Origin of the sequence: Vibrio orientalis CIP 102891 = ATCC 33934 (assembly GCF_000176235.1) — a bacterium.
GTDB lineage: Bacteria > Pseudomonadota > Gammaproteobacteria > Enterobacterales > Vibrionaceae > Vibrio > Vibrio orientalis.
Genome location: NZ_ACZV01000005.1, coordinates 46593 through 61139, shown reverse-complemented (window position 1 = coordinate 61139; position 14547 = coordinate 46593). Strand labels below are relative to the sequence as shown.

Below are 14547 nucleotides of genomic sequence, written 5' to 3'. Positions count from 1 at the left end.
ATCACTTTTCAGCGATGCCCTTTGACTAACTTAATGGCTTACGCGACGCCGTGACCTTTCGACGCCACCCAAACTCGATACCACTGCTCTTGCGTCAGAGTCAGCTCCAATGCCCCAACCGCCGTTTTAACACGCTCAATGTTGCCACTGCCAATAATCGGTACTGGCTTTGACGGCATCTTCATTACCCAAGCAAACAGCACTTGGTCGATAGATGCAGCGCCAATTTCTTCGCCAATGTCAGTCAATGTGTTACGAAGACGAACCATTTGCTCACTGTTGTCTGTGAAGATGCCACCACCCGCTAAACATGACCAAGCCATCGGCTGAACACGGTGGCGTTGTAGTTGATCTAAGGTGCCGTCTTCTGTGACCTGCAGATTAACTGGGTTAATCTCTACTTGGTTGGTGACAAGTGGCGTATCTAGACGTGATTGCAGCAGTTCAAACTGAGATGGCGTAAAGTTCGATACACCAAAGTGTTTCACTTTACCCGCCGCTTTTAACTGGGCAAAAGCCTCAGCCGCTTCATCAGCATCCATCAATAAATCTGGGCGGTGCAGCAATAATACATCCAATTGCTCCGTCTTTAGACGTGCAAGTGACGCTTCCGCCGAGGCAATGATCGCCGCTTTACTGCTATCGTAATGGTTAACTTGCTTACCTTCGCCACGGTAAATACCGCATTTGGAGACAATTTCAATTTGGTCACGCAAACTAGGATCAAGCGATAGAACATCACCAAACATGCGCTCACATGCTGACTCTGGACCATAAACAGGCGCATGGTCGACGGTGGTAATCCCCAGCTCAATATGCTGCTTAACAAAAGCGTATTGCTGCTGAGTGGTCATGTTCCACTCGGCCATACGCCAGTAACCTTGAATCAGCGGTGAAAATACCGGATGCGTCTTCTGCATGTTATATACCCTTATTTTGGTTGGCTACGTAGCCGTGCTACGCGCTGTGCTGCGCCCAGTATACTGACTGCGCTAACGGCGATTAAACCACTTAACCAGAAAAGATAATTCGATATAACGCACAATTGGTTCGTTTTAATTTCTTATATAGCACGATATAATCGCCATCATTAGCGGCCATTAAGAGATCTAACCATGCACAAGATGCACAAACGCTTTGAACGCTACGCTCTATTTAGTGAAGTAGCCAAGCAGTTAAGCTTTTCTAAAGCCGCAGAATCATTGGGCATTTCTCGCAGCTACCTATCCTCTCAAATTAACCAACTTGAACATGAGCTTGCCACCAGCTTATTGATCCGCTCGACGCGCAGCGTTCGACTCACCGCGGCGGGTGAGAAAATACTAGCTAAAATGCATGGCATCAACGCCTCAATCCTTGAACTGGAAAAAGAGCTCGACCATACCAAGTCTGAGGTGAGTGGCTTACTGCGCATTACCGCACCAACCATTTTTAGCCACCGATTCTTAGTCGACATTTGCCATCAATTTCAACAGTTGCATCCTGACATCGAGTTTGATCTCGACATCGGCTATAACCGACAAGATTTGGCTAACAGCCATTTTGATTTAGCCATTCGCGCCACTAATACACCGCCCGATAATATGGTGGCGAAGAAACTGATGCCGTATCAGCATATTTGCTGTGCTTCGCCGGACTATTTAATACGAAAAGGAACACCACTGACACCGAGTGATTTGATTGAACACAACTGCATGTCCGATCCAAACTTGCGCCAGTGGCAGTTTTCAAAACAAGGTAACAGTGAACAAATCAGCACCCATGGCGATATGTTGATCAGCGACAATCAGTTATTGCTCGCTGCGGCGGAAAAAGGCAAAGGTATCATTAAGATGCCCTGCTACTTAGTTCAGCCCGCACTCGACAATGGCTCTCTGGTTCAACTGCTGCAAGATTACGTGATTGCTGAAAGTGCAATTTACCTGATCTACCCGCCACAACTAAGAAGCAGCGCCAAGCTGTCCGCCTTTACCGACTTTATGCAGCAGTGGTTTGAAACTCGCTCATAGCTCCAGACATAAAAAACCACTTCCAATCGCTTGGAAGTGGTGTCGGATAGTCGACTAAATGTTTGCAAATGTATATGGACAGTAAATCTATTACGCTGGCTCAGCGACCTTAGCTGGAGCCGGAGTACGAATTAGGTAGTCAAACGCACCTAAACTTGCTTTAGCACCTTCACCCATCGCAATAATGATCTGTTTGTAAGGAACTGTTGTTACATCACCAGCAGCAAATACACCTTTCATTGATGTCGCGCCATGAGCGTCAATCACAATCTCACCACGAGGAGAGAGTTCAACCTTCGTTCCTTTCAGCCATTCGCTGTTTGGCATCAAACCAATTTGGACAAAAATACCCGCAAGTTCAATCTGCTTAAGCTCATCAGTGTTACGGTCTTTGTATTCTAGGCCCGTCACACGGTTGCCATCACCAAGCACTTGAGTCGTTTGCGCCATTTTGATGATTTCAATATTTGCTGTTGCGTTAGCTTTGTCGATAAGAACTTGGTCAGCGCGCAATGTATCGGCAAACTCAAGTACCGTTACGTGCTCAACAATACCCGCTAGGTCAATTGCCGCTTCAATACCTGAATTACCACCACCGATAACTGCCGTTTTTTTACCTTTGAATAGTGGACCGTCACAGTGTGGACAGTACGCGACACCTTTATTGCGATACTCTTGCTCACCCGGTACGTTCATTTCACGCCAGCGTGCACCCGTGCTTGTGATTACCGTGCGAGCTTTTAGTACTGCGCCGCTTTCCAGCTCAACGTGGATGTAACCATCTTTGCTATCTTCCGCGTCGATAATGTTCGCAGCACGCTGCTCAGTCATCACCTCTACGCCGTACTCTTTTACGTGCTCTTCCAGACTAGCCACCAGCTTAGGACCGGTTGTCGCTTTAACTGAGATAAAGTTTTCAATCGCCATAGTATCCATCACTTGGCCACCAAAACGGTCTGCGACCACACCAGTACGAATACCTTTACGTGCAGCGTAGATTGCCGCAGAAGATCCAGCTGGACCGCCGCCTACAACTAATACATCAAATGGGGCTTGCTCATTTAGACTCGCGGCTTTTTTCTCGGCTGCGCCTGAATCTACTTTGTTAAGGATTTCAGCCAGTGACATGCGACCTTGACCAAATAGTTCACCATTAATGAACACGCTTGGTACCGCCATAATGTCACGTGATTTCACTTCATCTTGGAATGCCGCACCATCAATCATAGTGGTTTTGATTAGCGGGTTGATTGCCGACATCATATTGAATGCCTGTACCACCTCTGGACAGTTTTGGCACGATAGCGAGATAAAGATTTCAACATTCAGCTCTTTATCTAACTGTTTAATCTGCTCAATAACATCAGCTTCAAGCTTAATTGGATGACCGCCGCTATGAAGTAGTGCAAGTACTAAAGAAGTAAACTCATGACCCATTGGCAGACCCGCAAAACCAATCGCAGTACCTTTGTCTTGGTTAACTACCTGCATGATTGGCTTACGTGCACTTGCGCTGTCATCACGTGATACTTGAACTTTATCAGTCAGTGACGCGATATCGTCAGCAAGCGCTTGTAGCTTAGTTGCGGTTTCGCTGCCATCAAGGCTAAGAACAAGTTGAACATCTGTTTTTAGGTTTTCTAGGTATGCTTTAAGCTGCTGCTTCATCGCTTGGTCTAACATAATCGTGCCTTCCCGAATTTGTATAAAATCTGTTTCGTGATGCGCTCTTTTGCGCTGATGGAGTTAGTTTGCCGTGATCGCTAAGATTGGTAAATTCGAACGTTTCTATCACTTTGGTAGGTAAAACCTATCAGAGAGATTTATCCAAACTTAGGGATAAAAACAAAAAGCCACACCGAATAACGATGTGGCTTTACAGTTAGGGCGGTACACCGAGCCCTTTAGGAGCGCGGACTCAATGTACCTTTAACTAGGTTCTAATTAATTAGAGCTTAGATTTTACCTACTAGGTCTAGAGATGGTGCTAGAGTCTCTTCACCTTCTTTCCATTTAGCTGGGCAAACTTCACCTGGGTTGTTTGCAACGTACTGTGCAGCTTTTACTTTACGTAGTAGGTCTTCAGCGTCACGACCGATACCTTCAGCAGTGATTTCCATCGCTTGGATAACACCTTGTGGGTCGATTAGGAACGTAGCACGGTCTGCTAGGCCTTGACCTTCACGCATTACGTTGAAGTTGTTAGTGATAGTGCCTGTTTGGTCGCCTACCATGAAGTATTCAATAGTGCCGATCTTGTCTGAAGTATCGTGCCACGCTTTGTGTGAGAAGTGAGTATCTGTTGATACTGAGTAAACTTCTACACCACGAGACTGAAGCTCTGCGTATTTTTCTTGTAGGTCAACAAGCTCTGTTGGACATACGAAAGTAAAATCAGCTGGGTAGAAGAAGAATACTGCCCACTTACCTTTCACATCTTGCTCTGTGATTTCTACGAATTCGCCGTTTTTGAATGCTGTTGCGTTGAATGGTTTGATTTCTGTGTTGATCATGATTTTACTCTCTTTCTAATCTAGTGTTTGTGAACGCTGCCTTGCGTCGATGGAGATATATTGCCCCGACAGGCTTAATAGGTAAATTTGAACGTTTCTATTGCTCTGATAGGAGATAACTATCAAGGTTAATAGGAGGCAGTTATCAAACAGAAAAAGAGCAATGGTGTATTAGAGGTGCGCTGTAGCAGTTTAAACACGGTTACGCTAAAGTGAGTCCCACTATTGACCGCAACCTCCCTACTCCAACAGTTATGATTTCGGTTCCGCTAAACAGCTTTGTTCACCGCGTTGCAGATAAAGCGCAAGTCATTCAGCTTATGACGGAGCAAGGCTGCCAGATAAAGCGCATTCGTCGCTCTAGACATTGGTTACTCAGCGGAGAAGAAGAGGCGTTACGGCAACTAAAGAGCCAGTTAACCACCGAAGATACGCGATGGATTGTAACCGCGATCGATAAAACACTGCCGACACCTGTGGTTGACCTTGCGGCTCTGATTGCGGATTCACCCAATATCACGCTAAACCAATTGGTCGCCCAATCTGGCTGCACGGTTTCTGAGGCAAGACTTGCCATCGATGAGTTTGAAGATTTGTAGTTTTCAAGCATAAAAAACGCCAGTCACTCGACTGGCGTTTTTGTTAGAAGTACAGATTCGTCCGCGTTAAAAACCAAATTGATAGGTGGTTTTATAGCGATACTCTTCACCCGGAAGCAGAATACAACTTGGCTGCTGCCATTCAGGGTGATTAGGCGAGTCAGGCAAAAACTGAGTCTCTAACGCGAGCCCTGAATAGTCTGCGTACTCTTGACCGTCTCTCGCGGGCGTTCCTGCCAACCAATTCCCTGTGTAGAGCTGCATTGCTGGCTTATCGGTCATCACCGACAAGCTCACTTGCTGGTCTTGACTAACTAGAGTGGCTACAGGGCTTTGAGTATCACGCTTCGGGTCAAGCCAGTAGCTGTGATCATAGCCTTTCGCTGGCTGCTGTTGCTCATCCGCAAGAAGATCTTGGTTAACACTCTTAGCATGTCGAAAATCGAACCCGGTTCCTTGTACCGTCTCTAACTCACCAAGAGGAATACCGATCTCACTGGTTGGTAAGTAATAATCAGCATTGATAGTCAGTTGGTGATAACGCGCATCTAACTCGCCAGCCGCACCATTAAGATTAAAATAGGCGTGATTAGTCAAGTTCACTGGCGTGGCTTGATCGGTATGAGCGATATATTCGATATCGAATTTACCATCATCATTTAGCTGATAACGAACTGATACCTCGACATTGCCTGGGAAACCTTGGTCACCATCGGCTGAATGCAAACTAAACATCACGCTACTGGTACTTTGTTCGACGATGTTCCAACGTAATTTATCAAACCCTGAAACACCGCCATGCAAGCAGTTACCCGCTTGGTTAGTCACTAGTTGATAGTCACGGCCATTGATATGGAAACGACCATTGGCAATACGGTTTGCATAACGACCAACTGTTACCCCCATGTAACTTTGTTGGCACTCGAAGTCAGACATGGACCCTACACCCAATACAACTTCACGATGCTCCCCGCATGCCAAGGGTAGCCGACAACTGAGCCAACTAGCCCCGATGTCCATCAACACAATGCTAACCCCCGATGCATTGGTCAATTCCACAACCTGAGCAGGCTTACCATCGTAGGCTGGCTGCTCAGTCATTGTTTGAAAAAGAGGATGAGTCATTGCGTTCATTACTCCACAATGCCTGCGCCATCTTTTGCTTGGCAGACGTAAATGGACTCTTTCAGCCCTGTTGCTGCTTGATACTTTTCTTCGACAGCTGCTTTCACCTTCTCGACTAGCGCCGGCGGCATCACAGAAACAATACAGCCACCAAAACCACCACCTGTCATACGCACGCCGCCTTGTTCGCCGATCACCTGTTTGACGATATCAACTAGGGTATCAATCTCAGGCACGGTGATTTCAAAATCATCACGCATTGAAGCATGAGACAGAGCCATTAATTCACCCATACGCTGCATATCATGCTTACGCAGTGCCTCTGCAGCTTCAACCGTACGATCATTTTCGCTGATCACGTGACGAGCACGTTTAGCGACCATCGCATCTAACTCATTAACTTTATTATTGAACTGCTCAATAGTGACATCACGCAATGCTTTTACGCCAAAGATGCGAGCCGCTTCTTCACATTGCTCGCGGCGAGTGTTGTATTCACTGTCAACCAAACCACGTTTCTTGTTTGAGTTGATGATAACAACGGCCATATCCTCAGGCATGGATACAGCCGTCGTTTCCAAACTGCGACAATCTAAAAGCATTGCATGATTCTCTTGCCCTTCTGCTGAAATCATCTGATCCATGATTCCACAGTTACAGCCAACAAATTCATTTTCCGCTTGCTGACCATTTAGTGCGATTTCCGCTTGGCTGATTTCTAAGTTGAACAGTACTTTAAAGGTTTGACCAATCACGACTTCCAACGCAGCGGATGAGCTTAAACCGGCGCCTTGAGGTACATTACCGCTTACTGCGATATCGGCACCACTAAACTGATAGCCGCGGGCAAGAAGGCACTTCACGACACCGCGAATGTAGTTCGCCCACATTTTGTCTTGCTGGAAGGTGATTTCTTCCGTGATGTCGAACTGATCGATTTCATTAGCGTAATCTACCGACACAACGCGCACGATGTTGTCATCACGCTTAGTCGCAGCTACAACTGTCTGATAGTTAATGGCACATGGTAGGACAAAACCATCGTTGTAATCGGTGTGCTCACCAATCAGGTTAACTCGACCCGGCGCTTGAATGATGTGGCTCGGCGCGTAGCCCAGCACCTGTGCAAAAGAAGTTTTAACGTTTTGGATTAGATCAGACATAGGTAATTCTCAGCTTCAATTTTTAGTTAGATTCCCAACTCGTTCGTTCCTCACTCTCGAGAATGACACTTCACTAATAATTAAGTTTGTCATTCCAGAATCGAGGAACGAGATGTCAGGAATCTCGAATTTGTAATTATTCGCTCTCAGAGCAATGACAGAGGTTATTGTTCTTTGTAATGCACATCGCTCAAGTCACGCAGACGCTGCGCCGCTTGTTCTGCGGTTAGGTCACGTTGAGATTCAGCCAACATTTCATAACCAACCATAAACTTACGCACTGATGCGCTGCGTAGTAGTGGTGGGTAGAACAACGCGTGCAGCTGCCAATGTTCTATATCAGTACCTTGCTCAAAGAACGGCGCGTAGTGCCAACCCATTGAGTAAGGGAAAGAGCATTGGAATAGGTTGTCGTAACGGCTAGTCAGCTTTTTGATTGCAACAGCAAGGTCATCACGTTGCTCATCCGTCAGTTCACTCATGCGGCGAATATGCGTTTTTGGCAAGAGCATGGTTTCGAATGGCCACGCAGCCCAATAAGGAACTACGGCAATCCAATGCTCAGTTTCCACTACTGTCCGTGAGCCGTCTTTCATCTCTGCTTGAACATAGTCGACAAGAAGATTTGAGCCTTGCTGTTCAAAGTACTCTTTGAGACACTTTTCTTTGCGCTCAATTTCGTTCGGTAAGAAGCTGTTAGCCCAGATTTGACCGTGTGGATGAGGTTGTGAGCACCCCATGGTCTCACCCTTATTTTCAAACGCTTGAACCCAAACGTAGTCTTTACCTAGCTCTTCAATTTGCTCGTCCCAGGTATCAATCACACCGCGGATCTGTTCAACCGGCAGCTCTGGTAGCGTTTTACTGTGGTCTGGAGAAAAGCAGATCACGCGACTTAAACCACGTACCCCTTCAGTTCTAAACAAAGGATTGTCTGATTGTGGTGCTTCTGGCGAGTCGGGCATCAGTGCCGCGAAGTCGTTTTTAAATACGTAAGTACCTTGGTAATCAGGGTTTACATCACCAGAAATACGCTCATTAGTTGGACAAAGGAAACACTTGTCGTCATAACTTGGTAACTCATCAATGGCTGGTTTCTCGTCAGCACCGCTCCAAGGGCGTTTTGCGCGGTGAGGAGATACCAGAATCCACTGACCTGTTAGTGGGTTATAACGGCGGTGCGGGTGATCTACTGGGTTAAATACAACATTCGACATCTTAGTTACTCAACTTTTTGCTTTGGTGCGATACCAAAATTCATCAATCTGCTTCAAGAGATTCCCTACTCCGCTCGTCCCTCGCTCTAGGGAATGACAATGTGTGCATTTCACTCTAAGTTGTCATTCCAGAGCCAAGTTACAAGATATCTGGAATCTCAAATTCATTAGTATCCGTGCGGGTTGTTTGACTGCCACTTCCACGTATCTGCCGTCATTTCCGCAACGCTGCGAGTGGCCTTCCAACCAAGGTCTCGCTCCGCTTTATCTGTGCTTGCCCAGCATTCGGCAATATCCCCAGGGCGACGCGGACACATTTCGTAGGCAATAGGTGCACCGCAAGCTTTACCAAAGGCATCGACCATTTCTAAAACAGTTGAGCCTTTGCCTGTGCCTAAGTTGTAAATATGCAGGCCAGCCTTTTCACCCACGGTCTTTAGTGCCGCAATATGCCCATCGGCAAGATCCATTACGTGGATATAATCGCGAACTCCGGTACCATCAGGAGTTGGGTAATCATTACCAAATACAGATAAAGACTCACGGCGACCTACCGCGACTTGAGCAATAAACGGCATCAGGTTATTGGGAATACCTTGCGGATCTTCGCCCATGGTGCCTGATGGGTGTGCGCCGACCGGATTGAAGTAGCGCAGTAAGGTAATGCTCCAATCGTTTTCTGCATTGAATAAATCGCTCAAGCACTCTTCGACCATGTACTTGCTGCGACCATATGGGTTGGTCGTTTGGCCCGTCGGTGAATCTTCTGTAATCGGCACAACCTCTGGATCGCCATACACGGTAGCGGAAGAACTAAAGACAATACTTTTCACCCCGGCTTTACGCATCGAGCGTGCTAGCACTAAAGTGCCGTTGACATTGTTATCGTAATATTCGAGAGGTTTAGCGACAGATTCCCCTACCGCTTTTAACCCAGCAAAATGAATGACCGCTTTAATCTCATGTAGATTGAACACCTCATCTAAGAAGGTTTCGTCACGAATGTCGCCTAAGTAAAATAGTGGCTTTGTCCCTGTTAGCGCTTCGATACGATCTAACACCGCGTCTTTTGCATTACATAAGTTATCAATGATGATCGGCTCCATCCCCGCCTCGATCATCTGCACGCAGGTATGACTGCCGATGTATCCCATTCCGCCTGTAACAAGAACTTTCACGTATCGATCTCCTACTCAAAAAGTATTTTTATGATCATTTCAGTGCCGCGTATTCACACCACTCTCTCAATGACAAAAAGTCTATCAGCCACGGCAGGGGAAGATCCGTGATCAATTTCTCGTTATGTAAACGTTTCCACAAAATTCTCACGCTCAGGCGATTTAAAGCTTATAAATGACATCGGTTTAGTAAAACAAACTTTAAAGCACTCAAAAAGCTCATAATTTCACCAATAAAGGCTCAATTGCGAGGAAAAACGGTTCATTGATACGGATTTTTACTAAAAAATGGTGATTACTGCGTTGGATTGATTACAATGAGAGGCAATAAAATAATGCCCAGTTTTAGAGCACGTATAGGGATATAAGAATTAATGGCAACACTTAAAGATATTGCAGGTGAGGCAGGCGTTTCTTTAGCGACGGTATCACGTGTACTGAACGACGATCCGACTCTCAGTGTAAAAGAAGAGACAAAGCATCGAATCCTAGAGATTGCCGAAAAGCTCGAATACAAAACCAGCAGCTCAAAAAAAGCCACCTTAGCGCGAAAGCAAAACCACCACTTCTTGGCACTGTACAACTACAAGCAAGAAGCAGAAGTTAACGATCCATACTACTTGTCGATTCGTCACGGTATTGAAACTCAGTGTGACAAGCTAGGTATTGAACTGACCAACTGCTATGACAACGATATTCAGTTGGGCGACAGTAAGATCTCTGGTGTGCTCTTGGTTGGTCGCAGTAACCCTAGGACATTAACTGACGTTAAAAAGCTGACCGATAACATTTGCTATGTTGACTTCAGTGACAACGACTCAATCTACGATTCTGTCGACATTGACCTCTCTCGTATCAGCAAAGAGATCACTGACTTTTTCATTAATCAGGGCTATCAACGTATCGGATTTATTGGTGGTCAAGATGCAGTTAACACACCTGACATTCGTGAGGTTGCCTTTGCTGAATATGGTCAGCTAAAAGGGGTTGTATCACTCGGTGATATCTATCGTGGTGAATTCACTAGCTCATCAGGCTATGACTTAGCAAAGGAAATGCTATCTAAACCTGATTATCCAAGCGCACTATTTATCGCCTCTGATTCGATTGCTATCGGTGTGCTTAGAGCGATTCACGAACACGGTTTAAATATCCCACAAGATATCTCTTTGATTAGTGTTAATGATATTCCAACGGCTAAATTTACCTTCCCGTCTTTATCTACAGTGCGTATCCACTCTGAAATGATGGGTGTCCAAGGGGTGAATTTATTGGTTGAAAAATCACGTGATGGGCGAGCTCTGCCATTACAAGTTTACGTTCCAAGTAAATTAAAGTTACGTGATACAACCAAACACTAAAAACTGACTAAATTAATAACATAAGGCACTGATTACAGTGCCTTTTTATTTCCCTCCTCACATCTTTTCCTAGATAAACCACTATTACTCACCTCTTTTCCTGTTCACTTATCACTCTTTTAATTAGATCACACCTTTCACTCGTAGGCTGCTTCAAAGCGTGATCAAGTTAAAGTAAAACGTTTTCACTAATTTTATTTAGTAAAACTTTTACTAATATATTTCCCAGATGCTCATAGAGCTGCATTTTGATTAGAACGTCGGCATCGCTAGCCGAGGGAGAATAAACGTGAACAACTGGGAAAACTTCCTTCATCTACATGAGAACCGTATGGCACCACGTGCTTACTTCTTCTCATACGACTCAGTTAAGACTGCCCAAACATTCCAGCGTGAGCTAAGTAGCCACTTTATGCTGTTGAGCGGCCAATGGAACTTCAACTTCTTCACTAACCCAATGTTGGTTCCTGAAGAGTTTTACTCACAAAAAATGGAACAGTGGGGACAAATTACTGTTCCTAATATGTGGCAAATGGAAGGCCACGGTGACCTTCAATACACAGACGAAGGTTTCCCATTCCCAATTGACGTCCCTTTTGTCCCATCGGATAACCCTACTGGTGCGTACCAACGTACTTTTACTCTGGGTGAAAACTGGAACGACAAGCAAACCATCATCAAATTTGACGGTGTCGAGACTTACTTTGAAGTGTATGTAAACGGCGAATACGTTGGCTTTAGTAAAGGCAGCCGCCTAACCGCAGAATTCGATATCTCTAAACATGTCCTGCAAGGTGACAACCTTCTTTCTGTGCGCGTAATGCAGTGGGCTGATTCTACTTACATTGAAGACCAAGATATGTGGTGGACTGCGGGTATTTTCCGTGATGTTTACCTCGTTGGTAAAGAGCAAGTTCACGTCCAAGACCTGACAGTTCGCACTGATTTCGCCGACGATTACCTTGCAGCAACCCTTTCTTGCCAAGTAGAACTTGAAAACTTAACCAGCTTACAAGCTTCGGGCTATGCCCTTGATTACGCCCTAATGGATAAAGGTCAGGTTGTTGCAAAAGGCTCATGTAGCAACCTGACTATCGACGACAAAGCGCAGACTCGCTTTGAGATTGAAATGGACAGCCCAGTTCACTGGACAGCAGAAAACCCATACCTTTACCAACTGGTTGTAACGTTAAAAGACAACCTAGGTAAAACTCTTGAAGTGATCCCACAACGCGTTGGTTTCCGCGATATTAAAGTTCGCGACGGCCTGTTCTACATCAACAACCAATATGTGATGCTACATGGGGTAAACCGCCACGATAACGATCATCTTAAAGGTCGCGCTGTCGGCATGGATCGCGTTGAAAAAGATATCGTGCTGATGAAACAACACAACATCAACTCAGTACGTACTGCGCACTACCCTAATGATCCTCGCTTCTACGAACTGTGTGACATTTATGGCCTATTCGTCATGGCGGAAACCGATGTCGAAACTCATGGTTTCGCTAACGTTGGCGATCTAAGCCGCATCACTAATGATGCAGCGTGGGAAGCCGTCTTCGTCGACCGCGCCGAGCGTCACGTTCATGCACAGAAAAACCATCCTTCGATCATCATGTGGTCATTAGGTAACGAGTCTGGCTACGGCTGTAATATCCGCTCTATGTACGATGCGACGAAAGCGATCGACGATACGCGCCTAGTGCACTACGAAGAAGATCGTGACGCAGAAGTAGTTGATGTAATTTCAACTATGTATTCACGTGCTCAGCTGATGAATCACTTTGGTGAGTTCCCACATGAAAAACCGCGCATCATCTGTGAATATGCACACGCGATGGGCAATGGCCCTGGCGGTCTAACTGAATACCAAAATGTGTTCTACAAGCATGATTCTATTCAGGGGCACTACGTTTGGGAATGGTGTGACCATGGCATTCTTGCTCGTGATGAGAAGGGCGAAAGCTTCTACAAATACGGCGGTGACTACGGTGATTATCCGAACAACTACAACTTCTGTATGGATGGTTTGATCTACCCAGATCAAACTCCGGGCCCAGGTCTAAAAGAATACAAACAAGTGATCGCACCGGTGAAAATCCGCGCGATTGATGAGCAAGCGGGTAAATTCATCGTTGAGAACAAACTATGGTTTACCAACCTCAATGATTACACCATCACTGCTGATATTCGTGCAGAAGGTGAAACACTCCGCACGGTTCAGTTCAAAGTAGCAGAGCTTGCAGCCAACTCTGAGCGTGAAATTGAAATCGCGATTCCTGAGCTTGATGAGCGTGAAGTCTTCATCAACTTCACGGTACGCAAAGATTCTCGCACGCTTTACAGCGCAGCGAACCACGACATTGCGCTGTACCAATACCAGCTAAAAGAAAACACTGCGACTGAGGCTGCGTTTAGCAACCATAACGTTACGCCTCTGAACGTAGAAGAGAGCCGTCTAGATTACCTAATCTCAGGTAACAACTTCGCGCTTAACTTCTCGAAGGTAAACGGCAAGCTGACCTCTTGGATTGTGAATGGCGAAGAGCTGATTAAGTCACAGCCGAAGCTGAACTTCTTCAAACCAATGATCGACAACCACAAACAAGAGCATGAAGGTCTGTGGGAGCCAGCGCACCTGCAAATCATGCAAGAGCACTTCCGCACACTAAATGTTGAGCAAGTAGATGGCAAAGTCGAGATCACGACCACCAGCATTATTGCTCCACCAGTGTTTGATTTCGGCATGCGCTGTGAATACCGCTACCAAATCAATGCTGAAGGGCAATTGAATGTTGAGCTTAGCGGCGAGCGTTACGGTGACTACCCTCATGTCATTCCAGTAATTGGCTTAGACCTGGGCATCAACGGTGACTTCGACCAAGTGAAATACTATGGCCGTGGTCCTGAAGAGAACTACCAAGACAGCAAACAAGCCAACATGATTGATGTTTACCAAAGCACAGTTGCTGACATGTTTGAGAACTACCCGTTCCCACAAAACAACGGTAACCGCCAACATGTTCGCTGGGCCGCACTTACCAACCGCAACGGCACCGGTTTATTGGTTAAACCTCAACAAGAAATCAACTTCAGCGCTTGGTTCTACACCAACCAAAACCTACACCAAGCACAGCATACGATTGAGCTAGAAAAGAGTGGTTACATCACGCTCAACCTCGACCACAAATTGATGGGGCTAGGTTCTAACTCTTGGGGTAGCGAAGTGCTTGATTCATACCGCGTCTACATGGACGAGTTCCGCTATGGACTAACCCTAATGCCACTTCAAGCGGGTGACTGCAGTGCTCAAATGATGGCGCAACACCGCTTCGAACAAGGTTTCTTTACTTCAACTACAGCAAATGAGGCTTAACCC

General features: G+C 45.9%; 11 protein-coding genes. 4 read left to right on the top strand and 7 right to left on the bottom strand.

Annotation, left to right across the window (positions count from 1 at the left end; translation table 11 throughout):
* Positions 1–38: 38 nt before the first annotated feature.
* A complete protein-coding gene (locus tag VIA_RS10875; RefSeq protein ID WP_004413037.1) occupies positions 39–920 on the bottom strand; it encodes an aldo/keto reductase in 882 nt (293 codons plus the stop codon).
* 195 nt (positions 921–1115) lie between these two features.
* Between VIA_RS10875 and VIA_RS10870 the strand changes: the two genes are divergently transcribed.
* On the top strand, positions 1116–2009 hold the full coding sequence (locus VIA_RS10870) for a LysR family transcriptional regulator (RefSeq protein ID WP_004413036.1): 894 nt from the start codon (positions 1116–1118) through the stop codon (positions 2007–2009).
* 90 nt (positions 2010–2099) lie between these two features.
* Here the strand turns inward: VIA_RS10870 and ahpF are convergent, their stop codons facing one another.
* Together ahpF and ahpC are read right to left on the bottom strand one after the other, a co-directional pair.
* Positions 2100–3692: an alkyl hydroperoxide reductase subunit F gene (gene ahpF, locus VIA_RS10865; protein WP_004413035.1), complete on the bottom strand. Its 1593-nt coding sequence runs from the start codon at positions 3690–3692 to the stop codon at positions 2100–2102.
* Positions 3693–3964: 272 nt separating this feature from the next.
* Positions 3965–4522: an alkyl hydroperoxide reductase subunit C gene (gene ahpC, locus VIA_RS10860; RefSeq protein WP_004413034.1), complete on the bottom strand. Its 558-nt coding sequence runs from the start codon at positions 4520–4522 to the stop codon at positions 3965–3967.
* Positions 4523–4776: 254 nt separating this feature from the next.
* Here ahpC and VIA_RS10855 point away from each other — a divergent pair, with 254 nt between their 5' ends.
* Positions 4777–5121: a ribosome recycling factor family protein gene (locus tag VIA_RS10855; protein ID WP_004413033.1), complete on the top strand. Its 345-nt coding sequence runs from the start codon at positions 4777–4779 to the stop codon at positions 5119–5121.
* Between the two features lie 66 nt (positions 5122–5187).
* Here VIA_RS10855 and galM read toward each other — a convergent pair whose 3' ends face one another.
* The 4 genes from galM to galE all read right to left on the bottom strand — a co-directional run bounded on the left by galM (position 5188) and on the right by galE (position 9804).
* On the bottom strand, positions 5188–6246 hold the full coding sequence (gene galM / locus VIA_RS10850) for a galactose-1-epimerase (protein WP_038211420.1): 1059 nt from the start codon (positions 6244–6246) through the stop codon (positions 5188–5190).
* Positions 6247–6254: 8 nt separating this feature from the next.
* Positions 6255–7409, bottom strand: coding sequence for a galactokinase (gene galK / locus VIA_RS10845; RefSeq protein WP_004413031.1), 1155 nt, complete (start codon positions 7407–7409; stop codon positions 6255–6257).
* 164 nt (positions 7410–7573) lie between these two features.
* Positions 7574–8626, bottom strand: coding sequence for a UDP-glucose--hexose-1-phosphate uridylyltransferase (locus VIA_RS10840; protein ID WP_004413030.1), 1053 nt, complete (start codon positions 8624–8626; stop codon positions 7574–7576).
* Between the two features lie 167 nt (positions 8627–8793).
* Complete coding sequence (gene galE, locus VIA_RS10835) at positions 8794–9804, bottom strand: UDP-glucose 4-epimerase GalE (protein ID WP_004413029.1); 1011 nt, start codon at positions 9802–9804, stop codon at positions 8794–8796.
* A gap of 374 nt (positions 9805–10178) precedes the next feature.
* On the opposite strand from galE, the gene ebgR reads away from it, so the two are divergent.
* Together ebgR and ebgA are read left to right on the top strand one after the other, a co-directional pair.
* The gene (gene ebgR / locus VIA_RS10830; protein WP_004413028.1) at positions 10179–11165 is read left to right on the top strand and encodes a transcriptional regulator EbgR; all 987 of its coding nucleotides are present in this window, start codon (positions 10179–10181) and stop codon (positions 11163–11165) included.
* 289 nt (positions 11166–11454) lie between these two features.
* Entirely contained in the window at positions 11455–14544 is a 3090-nt protein-coding gene (gene ebgA / locus VIA_RS10825; RefSeq protein ID WP_004413027.1) for a beta-galactosidase subunit alpha, read from the top strand.
* Positions 14545–14547 lie beyond the last annotated feature (3 nt).